11 protein-coding genes and 1 pseudogene are annotated in these 8,860 nt (G+C 57.7%); 7 read left to right on the top strand and 5 right to left on the bottom strand.

Features of this window, described 5'->3' with window-relative positions; all coding sequences use genetic code 11:
* A pseudogene (locus CW742_RS03305) lies at positions 1–243 on the top strand (glutamyl-tRNA reductase); the annotation flags it as partial.
* Positions 244–531: 288 nt separating this feature from the next.
* On the opposite strand, the gene CW742_RS03300 reads toward CW742_RS03305, so the two are convergent.
* The 3 genes from CW742_RS03300 to CW742_RS03290 form a co-directional block, all read right to left on the bottom strand.
* A complete protein-coding gene (locus CW742_RS03300) occupies positions 532–753 on the bottom strand; it encodes a hypothetical protein (RefSeq protein WP_292416400.1) in 222 nt (73 codons plus the stop codon).
* Positions 754–933: 180 nt separating this feature from the next.
* A complete protein-coding gene (locus tag CW742_RS03295; protein ID WP_292416397.1) occupies positions 934–1,590 on the bottom strand; it encodes a hypothetical protein in 657 nt (218 codons plus the stop codon).
* Positions 1,591–1,648: 58 nt separating this feature from the next.
* A complete protein-coding gene (locus tag CW742_RS03290; protein WP_394339455.1) occupies positions 1,649–1,849 on the bottom strand; it encodes a DUF2769 domain-containing protein in 201 nt (66 codons plus the stop codon).
* A gap of 103 nt (positions 1,850–1,952) precedes the next feature.
* On the opposite strand from CW742_RS03290, the gene CW742_RS03285 reads away from it, so the two are divergent.
* The 6 genes from CW742_RS03285 (at position 1,953) to CW742_RS03260 (ending at position 7,122) form a co-directional block, all read left to right on the top strand.
* Positions 1,953–2,690, top strand: coding sequence for a flavodoxin family protein (locus CW742_RS03285; RefSeq protein WP_292416391.1), 738 nt, complete (start codon positions 1,953–1,955; stop codon positions 2,688–2,690).
* Between the two features lie 91 nt (positions 2,691–2,781).
* Positions 2,782–3,762 carry a porphobilinogen synthase gene (hemB, locus tag CW742_RS03280; protein ID WP_292416406.1) on the top strand — a complete coding sequence of 327 codons (981 nt, stop codon included), beginning with the start codon at positions 2,782–2,784 and terminating at the stop codon, positions 3,760–3,762.
* Between the two features lie 7 nt (positions 3,763–3,769).
* On the top strand, positions 3,770–5,011 hold the full coding sequence (hemL, locus tag CW742_RS03275; RefSeq protein ID WP_292416403.1) for a glutamate-1-semialdehyde 2,1-aminomutase: 1,242 nt from the start codon (positions 3,770–3,772) through the stop codon (positions 5,009–5,011).
* Positions 5,002–5,886, top strand: a complete 885-nt coding sequence (gene hemC / locus CW742_RS03270; RefSeq protein ID WP_292416388.1) for a hydroxymethylbilane synthase — start codon at positions 5,002–5,004, stop codon at positions 5,884–5,886. The genes hemL and hemC overlap by 10 nt, the downstream gene beginning before the upstream one ends.
* Positions 5,883–6,638 (top strand): uroporphyrinogen-III C-methyltransferase, encoded by a 756-nt coding sequence (gene cobA, locus CW742_RS03265; RefSeq protein WP_292416385.1) that lies wholly within the window; start codon positions 5,883–5,885, stop codon positions 6,636–6,638. Before hemC ends, cobA begins: the two co-directional genes overlap by 4 nt.
* Before the next feature lie 4 nt (positions 6,639–6,642).
* A complete protein-coding gene (locus CW742_RS03260) occupies positions 6,643–7,122 on the top strand; it encodes a phosphate-starvation-inducible PsiE family protein (RefSeq protein ID WP_292416383.1) in 480 nt (159 codons plus the stop codon).
* A gap of 361 nt (positions 7,123–7,483) precedes the next feature.
* On the opposite strand, the gene CW742_RS03255 is transcribed toward CW742_RS03260, so the two are convergent.
* Together CW742_RS03255 and CW742_RS03250 are read right to left on the bottom strand one after the other, a co-directional pair.
* A complete protein-coding gene (locus CW742_RS03255; protein ID WP_292416380.1) occupies positions 7,484–8,284 on the bottom strand; it encodes a hypothetical protein in 801 nt (266 codons plus the stop codon).
* 57 nt (positions 8,285–8,341) lie between these two features.
* Positions 8,342–8,860 (bottom strand): NAD(P)/FAD-dependent oxidoreductase (locus CW742_RS03250; protein WP_292416378.1); only part of this gene is annotated, 519 nt, incomplete at its 5' end.

Raw genomic sequence — 8,860 nt, 5'->3', positions numbered from 1 at the left:
ACCTGGGCCGAGGAGGTCCGGGTCCGGGAACGCGAGCGGGCCCTCTCCCGGCTTTGCATCACAGATGAGAAGACCGCGGCAATCATCGACGCCCTCACCCGGGTCCTGACAAAGAAACTCTTAACCGACGCCACCTACTCCATCCGCACCAGTGCCGAGGAGGGCGACGCAGTTTCCGCTGAAGCGCTCGTCAACGCCATCACCAAAGGCGACCGGATCGAAGGGAAGCCGGAGACGGACTAAGTCTTGCGGTTCTTGTGATCGTTTTCTGATATTGCGATAGCCTGTGCGCAACAGGTCTCCCGACTGCGTAAAGGATCCTGAGTATTCTTGTCATGCCTCATCTCATTTCTGATGGGATTCAGCATTTGGCAGCACACCTCCCTGTACGTAGGTTTGAAAAAGGTCCTTGCCCGGCTAAGGGTCGACTTCCCACCCCGGCGACTGCCCGCGTACCGTGGAGGGGGGACTATCGCAAATAATCAATCAATATGGATGTAGTGCAATATCTCGCAAAAATACACTCCGCCCTCACCCGTTCAGCCACGCAATGACCAGCATGATATGGATGATAGCAGCGATGATCGTTGCTAACGCCATCCGCATGTGCCATGCAAATGGGATATTGAACTTCCCTTTGAGCACAAGGTACCCGAGCAGTGCAGTTACCAGAAGGCAGACAAACGTGATGATCCCAAAGACAATCGCGAGCGGCAGGCCAAAGACCGTCATGGAAGCCAGGAGTCCAAGCATAACGGCCTAATTATTTTTTCGGTTAATAATGATTGCGGATTGATCCTTTACACAAAAAAAAGAGAATGGATTTACGGGATATTTATTCCGGCAGGTCATCCGACCCGGAGCAGAAGATCCTCATCAGGGGATCTTCGGAATTTCGAGGCTTATCAAAGCCGAGAAACGAGAAGATTCCCTTCAGGGGATCTTCGCGTATGCTTTCTGTGCGATCGCAATCGCTTCCTTGTCCTCGATGACCGGTCCGGAAAACCGGATCACTTCGAGAACATTGCCTTTGGCAAAGATGATCTCGAGATATCCCTGCCCGCAGGTCACTGTGTTCGTTCCTTCCATCGAGACCGCGACATCCGAGAGGGGTTTGGCAGCGGGTACGGTTGTTACAACCGGGATCTGGCTCTGGTTTGGCAGGTGCCCGATAAACGCCCGGCTGTCGTCTCCGATGCCGGTTACCGCAATATCGAAATACTCGAGGTCGCTGCAGGTACGGTCAGCCCTGTAGATATAATCGATGACATCCGGCATACTGCTCTCCTTATAGCCGGCAAGGGAATGGAGGACGACCGTCCCCGGTGCAGCGGATTTCGTATACTCAACAACATACCCGGCCTGCCAGCCAAGCGACTGCGCGAGAGGACTCACATCCCGGTCAGTCTTCACTTTGCTCATGGTCAGGACATAACCATCAGGAAGGTCTGACCGGTCAAGAGCGATTGACGGAAGCGAGATCGCGGTTGCGGTCACAGGAGGAGGATTGGCCGTACTGGATGTACACCCCGCAACAGCAAGGGCGGCACAGAGGAGAATGGCAAGAACAAGGTACTGGAGACTGCGCATTATCGATCATAAACGCGGGTCAAGCAAAAAGGTGCCGATATCCTGCCCGCCGCAGGGACTATTTCTGTTCCTGCTCGTCCTGCGTTCCACGGATGCAGTAGTAGGCTTTCTTAAGGCCGAGCGCTCTTGTTACCGGACAGGAGGGACAGATGCAGCCTTTCTTCTCAAAGACACAATCGGCACTCTTTCCCACAACGCAGAACAGGAGTTCCTCTCCCGCCCGCATGCATTCGTTGTAACTGGGGCAGGGCCCGCAGATGCATTTCTTCCGGTTCTCATCAATGAATGCCTGGTCTTGTGGTGCCATATCTTCTCCCCGCGATCAACAAGTAGATTATCCTCCTCTCCATGATAATTAAATCATGCCTGCCCCGCTTGTTGGAAGAAAGTTTGGCGTCAACATCATCCCGATACCGGACAAGGAACAGTGCCGGAATGTCAGGGTCCTGGGAATCTCCGGGTCGAGCCGGCAGCAGCCGGTGATGAGCAAGTCCGAGGCGCTTCTCGACAAGGCCCTCGCCCAGTACAAAGGATTCGGGTGCACAATCGAATTCATCCGGTTAAAGGACCTGAAGATCTATGAGTGCGAAGGGAACTATTCCGAAAACCCCGCGTACTGTACCTACCCCTGCCAGAGTTCGATGAAGTACGAGGACGACCAGATGCAGAAGGTGTACGATGCAGTCCTTGCCTGCGACATCCTGATTCTCGCAACCCCGATCCGGTGGAACAACCACTCATCCCTCATCCAGAAGTTCGTGGAACGGATGAACGCCATCGAGAACCAGTACTCATGGTTCGGGAACCGAATGATAGCAAACAAGGTCGCGGGGCTCATCGTCATCGGCCACGTGGACGGCGTACAGCACGTTGCCGGCAACCTGTTAAACTTCCTTTCGTGGGCCGGGTTCCACATCCCCGAGGTTGCCATTGCCTCGTGGGTTGGGGAGAATGACGAGGACACGACCAAGGACCGGGACCAGATTGAGCAGAACCGGTACACGCAGGAGGACCTTTCCAATCTTGTTGCAAGTTCTCTCCGTCTCGCGTGCGCCTTAAAGCAGCAATGCGGGAACGAACAGAAGTGCGAAGTCCCGTGACCCCCCCGTCCGGCAAGGATACTGCAACCATAAATACGATGGACCAAAAAAGTACTCACCAGAAGTAGTGCAGGTGGTGGCAGAAACGAGTATTTTTCCCAAACGCCGGATGCGGAGGTCACGGTCCCGGAATATCCAGCCGCTCCTGCGCGAGGTCACGCTCTCGAAGAATGATTTGATCGCACCCCTTTTTGTGGATGAGAACATCGCGGAGAAGAAACCCATTTCGGCAATGCCGGGACAGTTCCGGTACCCGGTAAACGGGATTGCAGCCGAGGCAGCGGATCTCTGGAAGAAAGGGATCCGGGCTATCCTTCTTTTTGGTATCCCCCGGGAGAAGGACCCTGAGGCAAAGTCGGCGTACGACCGCGAGGGCGTTGTCCAGCAGGCAGTAAGGAATGTCAAGGAAGCGGTGCCGGGCATGGTTGTCATTACGGACGTCTGCGCCTGCGAGTATACCGACCACGGCCACTGCGGGATCGTAGGCGAGACGCGGTGCGGGCCGGACCTCTTAAACGACCCGTCGCTTGTCCTGATGGACCGGATCGCTCTCTCGCACGCGGAAGCCGGCGCGGACATCGTTGCTCCCTCCTGCATGCTGGACGGGATGGTTGGCTCGATCCGGTCGGCGCTGGACGATGCGGGGTATGACGAGGTCCTGATCATGTCCTACTCCACGAAATTTTCATCTGCACTCTACGGCCCGTTCCGCGAGGCAGCGGACTCCGGGTTTGCGTTTGGCGACCGGTCCACGTACCAGATCCACCCGGCCAACAGCCGTGAGGCGATATTGGAGTCGCAGATGGACGCAGACGAAGGCGCCGACATCCTGATGGTCAAGCCCGCGGGGTTCTACCTTGACGTGCTCGCAGAGGTAGCAACGCTCGGACTTCCGGTTGCAGCGTACCAGGTGAGCGGCGAATATTCCATGATCCGGTCCGCGGCACAGAACGGCTGGCTGAAGGAGAAGGAGACCATCATCGAATCCCTCACCTGCATCAAGCGTGCGGGTGCCGACCTGATCATCACCTATTTTGCCGGCGAAGTTGCAGGATGGCTCCATGAACACTGATAAGACGCTGAAGAGCAGCGAGCTCTTCGAGCTTGCAAAGACCCTGATGCCCGGCGGCGTCTCAAGCCCGGTACGGGCAATCAAACCCTACCCGTTCTACACGACCGGCGCAAAAGGGGCGCACCTCGCGACTGCCGACAGGGCTGTGCTCATCGACTGCTGCATGGCCTACGGCCCGCTCATCCTCGGTCACGCCCACCCGGAGATCGGCAGCGCAATCGAGGAGCAGCTGGCCCGCGGCTGGCTCTACGGCACACCGTCGCCGTTCGAGCCGGAGTTCGCAAAGATGATCACGGGCGACCACCCGGGCATGGACATGGTACGGTTTGTTTCCAGTGGTTCGGAGGCAACCATGGCCGCAATCCGGCTCGCCCGCGGGTTCACCGGCAAGAAGGACATTGTCAAGATCGAGGGCGGGTTCCACGGGGCGCACGATGCGGTTCTCGTGAAAGCCGGCTCGGGTGCGACCACGATGGGCGTCCCGGACTCTGCGGGCGTGCTTGCCGATCTCGTTGCCCACACGCGGCAGGTCTCCTACAATGATCCAGAAGCCCTGGAAGAAGTCCTCTCAAAGAACAGCGATGTCGCAGCCCTCATTATTGAGCCGGTGCTCGGCAATATCGGCCCCATCCTCCCGCAGGACACATACCTTGCGGAGGTCCGGAAGATCACGAAAGCACACGATGTCCTCCTCATCTTCGATGAAGTGATCACGGGATATCGTGTCGGTATTGGCGGGGCGCAGGTGAAGTACGGCGTGAAGCCCGATCTCACCACGCTCGGGAAGATCATTGGCGGCGGCCTGCCCATCGGTGCTTTTGGAGGACGGCGGGAGATCATGGAGCTCGTTGCACCGCAGGGCCCGGTGTACCAGGCAGGGACCTTCTCAGGTAACCCGCTCTCGCTCACCGCGGGTATCGCAACCATCAGGTACCTGCACGAGAATGCGTCGCTGTACCATAATCTCGAAGAGAAGGGCCGGGCCCTAGAAGAGGGAATCGGCGATCTGAAGAGCGGGTGTTTTGTCCGCCTCGGCTCGATGTTCAAGTACTTCTTCCGGGCATCGCCACCGAAGAACTATCGCGAGGTGAAGGAATGCGACACAGCAGCGTTCTCTGTCTTCTGGAAGAAGATGCTCGATTCCGGCATCTTCCTGCCGCCCTCCCAGTTCGAGACCAACTTCCTCTCTGAAGCGCACACCGATCACGATCTCGCCGCACTGGCACAGGCGTACCGGAAATGCCGATAAGGATAGGGACCCGGGGCAGCAAACTCGCCCTTGTCCAGACAGAGACGGTCATACAAAAACTCAGCGATCTTGGGATCGAATCCGAGAAGGTCATCATCAATACGCAGGGCGACACCACAACCAATGTCCCGCTCCACGAAATCGGCGGGCAGGGCGTCTTTGTCCGGGCGCTTGATGACGCGATCCTCGCGGGCACCATTGACTGCGCCGTGCACAGCATGAAGGACATCCCGGCCTTCCGCCCGAGCGGCCTCTTCACGGCAGCCATCCTGAAACGCGATTCGCCGGCAGATTTCCTTGCCCATAAGGGCGAGGTCGGGCACATACGGGTCATTGGCACATCGAGCACGCGCCGGAAAGCGCAGCTCCTCCGGCACGATCCGGGGATCACGATCAAGGACCTCCGCGGGAACGTGGATACACGGATCCGGAAGATGGGTGCAGGCGAGTACGATGGCATCATGCTTGCCGAGGCCGGCCTCCAGCGACTCGGGATCAAAATCGACGGCCAGCGGCTCCCACCCGAGAAATTTGTACCATCGCCCAACCAGGGCACCGTTGCGGTGGTATCCCGGGCCGACCCGTCGCTCATGGAGATGCTCTCGGCCCTCGACCACCCGGAGACCCGCACAGACATCGCCATCGAGCGTGCCGTCATGGAACAGCTGGGCGGCGGCTGCTTCACGCCTCTTGGGATCTTCTCCCGCAGCGGGCACCTTATTGCCGAAGTCCTTGCGCTGGACGGGAGCCGGGCCGAACGGGCCGAAGTGGATGTGACAACGATTGAGCAGGCCCGTAACGAAGGCCGGAAGCTCAAGGCACGGGCGCAGGGCCTGATAGACGAAGCGTACAAACGACTGGGGATTACACCATGAAAGGAAAAGTTTACCTCGTGGGATCGGGACCGGGGGCAGAAGGGCTCTTAACACAGCGGGGCCGTGACGTGATAGACAGAGCCGAGGTCGTGCTCTTTGACCAGCTGCCGGGCGAGGATATCTTGGCAACCCTCCCGGCCGGCGCAGAGAAGATAGACTGCGGCAAATTCGGCGGGAAGCACAATCTTGAGCAGGACGAGATCGAGGCGCTGATGGTGGACCGGGCACAGAAAGGAAAGAGGGTTGTCCGGCTCAAAGGCGGCGACCCGTTCCTTTTTGGGAGGGGCGGGGAGGAACTCGAGACCGTCCGTGCCGCCGGGATCGAAGTCGAGATGGTGCCGGGGATCTCAAGTGCCCTTGCTGTCCCCGCGTCAGTCGGGATCCCGCTCACCCACCGGAAGTATGCAAGCCAGGTAACGATCCTTACCGGCAACGAGGACCCGACCAAAGCGGAACCGGCGCTCGACTGGCAGCTGCTGGCAAAGAGCCGGGGTACGATCGTTATCCTTATGGGTGTGGCGAACCTTGGAAAGATTGCTGACGTCCTGGTGAAAAACGGGAAGCCGGCGGGGACCCGGGTCGCCATCATTGAACGCGGTCTAAGGAGAGACCGCAGCGTCACGACCGGAACGCTCGAAACGATCGCGGATGATGCAAAGAATGCGGGCGTCAAACCCCCGGCGGTCATCGTCATTGGCGATGTCGTAAACCTCTATGATCCAAAAGAACCGGACCTTGTCCCATACGCGTGATACCATGGATATTACTGCTGTTGTTGAAAAATTCGAAAAGGGCATCTACGCAGTCCTGATGATCCTGCTCATTATTGTCCTTGTCGCCGCTGTACTGGACCTCGGGTGGATTCTCATCCATGCCATTGTGCTGAACACGCCTTACCTGCTCGAAGCCCATGAGATGATCTATGTCCTCGGAGGGTTCCTGCTGGTGCTCATTGGCGTGGAACTCCTCGACACCATCAAGGCATACTTCCGCGAAAATGTCATCCATGTCGAGATCGTTGTACTGCTCGCCATCATCGCGGTTGCCCGGAAGGTTATCCTCCTTGACCCGAGCACGTCATCAACCGGTGTTGCCATCACCATGAATGGCTTTGAGTTCGGGTTCGAGATGATCGGCATAGGAATCCTCCTTGTCTGTCTTGCCGCAGGATATTTCCTGATCAAAAAGGGTGGTATCACGATCGGGCCAGACGGGATTAAGAAGAATGGGGAGTAAGGGATACTGACTTTCTTTTCATTCAATGCTGATCTTTTTCTGTAGTTTTTTAACCCCTGTTCTGAAGAAATGGAGATGAACCAATCAGGTTCAGGCTCTCATGACGAAAATTGCAGGAAAAAAAAGGGGCTTTTCGCCCCGGCCCCCCTCTCCGGGTATCGAATCCCCATGAAATGAGAGGGGAGAATGGTGAAAGTCATCAGGCTTGAGACAAGAGAAGACCCGGGGTCTTCGAAGATCGTAAAAGCGTTCTTTTACCTCCGGCCGCGGGTCATCATTTCATGGGGTACAGGGGCATCAGCCCCCATCATGCCAATTGAGTATTCCACCAGAGTACATGAATTATTTCCCGGCTCAGCGCTCACGCCGTCCCTGACGCACTGCTCTCCATCACCGCATCCTGTTCGTCGAAGTACTTCTCCAGTATGACCAGCGATTCGAGGTCCACGTCAGCGTATGCATCGGCGCCGAACTCGAACGGGTTGTCCATGTCATGGATGAGCAGGAGGAGACCGATGAGCATGGTGGTAACAATGACAAAGATCATCGTGCTCTCGAATATGTTGTCCATGTGGAGGAAGAAGAGGAGCAGGATGACGCCGCCGGTTGCGATCTCGGCAAGGGCATAGGCAGCCGGGATGAAATCCGTGCGGATGATCACTTCGATACGGTTGCAGATCTTATCGATTGCGCCCATTTCATTCCGGAGCTTGGCGATCAGGGGCGGTGCCACGTTCAGGAACGCCAGCGTACGGATATCATCGTTAATCCTGTCCATGGCCCGGTTGACCGCATTAAGCTCAAACCGGTTTTCCAGCAGGCTGTCGCGGATGGTGCGGTGGAGTTCCCGGACATGGGAACGGAACAGCAACAGGGGTTTCTCGTCAGCCAGGGGGAGCACACGGCTGTCGTTATACAGCGCTTTTAATGCCGTGGCAAGTTCGGACCCCACTTTCTCGCTCTCCTTGAAATCCGTGAACGTGCCGGTAAAGATGATTGCGATGGTGAAGATGGCGCCCGTGATGAACGCACCGACCACCCGGTTGACCGGTATGATGTCGTAACCGGCAAGATCGATTATCGTCCGGATCACCAGCAGGCCGAGCATAATAAGCACGGCCTTCGCCATGATGCCCCATTTCTTCCTGAATGCCAATTCCATAGGTACCCGGTGCACTGTCCGGGATTTTAAGGTGCCGGTTCTCAATGGGGAAGGGTATCAGCACTGGTGACCTGGTCGGTTCCGCAGCGCCATCGCAGCAGCATATCCGGTCGAGAACGCGGCCTGGATGTTGTAGCCCCCGGTGTCGCCGTCAATATCGAGCACTTCGCCGGCAAAGAAGAGGCCGGGGACGAGCTTTGATTCCATGGTCTTCTGGTTCACGTGCTCCAGCGCAATGCCGCCCCGGGTTGCCATCGCAATAGAGAAGTCGCCCAGCCTTGTGATGACAAACGGGAACTCCGTACAGCGTGTAACGATCTCCTTTCTCTGCTGGGCGGTCAGGTGGGCGCAGGTGAGGTCGTCCGGTACTCCCGACAGCTCCAGGATCTTCCGGAGCAGCCGGTCGGGCAGGTGAAGGCCGGCCATCGCTGTCCGGATGAGGCGCGTCCCCTGCGAGAGGAGGAGCCCGGCCAGGTCCCGCTCAAAGGCGTCGCGGGGCATCTTCCCGGCAAATGATACCCGGAGCGTGTCGCCTGCGATAACGGTCCGCGAGGCCTTGAGGGTGCCGTGGCCGGG

The sequence above is a fragment of the Methanoregula sp. genome (assembly GCF_002835825.1).
Taxonomy (GTDB): Archaea; Halobacteriota; Methanomicrobia; order Methanomicrobiales; family Methanospirillaceae; genus Methanoregula.
The sequence above is the reverse complement of the archived record's forward strand: the minus strand, read 5'-3'. Positions and strand labels throughout refer to the sequence as shown.

Coding starts and splice junctions, on each gene's coding strand:
- hemC (WP_292416388.1), top strand. CDS start 5,002: ATGCCGATAAGGATAGGGACCCGGGGCAGCAAACTCGCCCTTGTCCAG.
- CW742_RS03260 (WP_292416383.1), top strand. CDS start 6,643: ATGGATATTACTGCTGTTGTTGAAAAATTCGAAAAGGGCATCTACGCA.
- cobA (WP_292416385.1), top strand. CDS start 5,883: ATGAAAGGAAAAGTTTACCTCGTGGGATCGGGACCGGGGGCAGAAGGG.
- CW742_RS03295 (WP_292416397.1), bottom strand. CDS start 1,590: ATGCGCAGTCTCCAGTACCTTGTTCTTGCCATTCTCCTCTGTGCCGCC.
- CW742_RS03285 (WP_292416391.1), top strand. CDS start 1,953: ATGCCTGCCCCGCTTGTTGGAAGAAAGTTTGGCGTCAACATCATCCCG.
- CW742_RS03300 (WP_292416400.1), bottom strand. CDS start 753: ATGCTTGGACTCCTGGCTTCCATGACGGTCTTTGGCCTGCCGCTCGCG.
- CW742_RS03255 (WP_292416380.1), bottom strand. CDS start 8,284: ATGGAATTGGCATTCAGGAAGAAATGGGGCATCATGGCGAAGGCCGTG.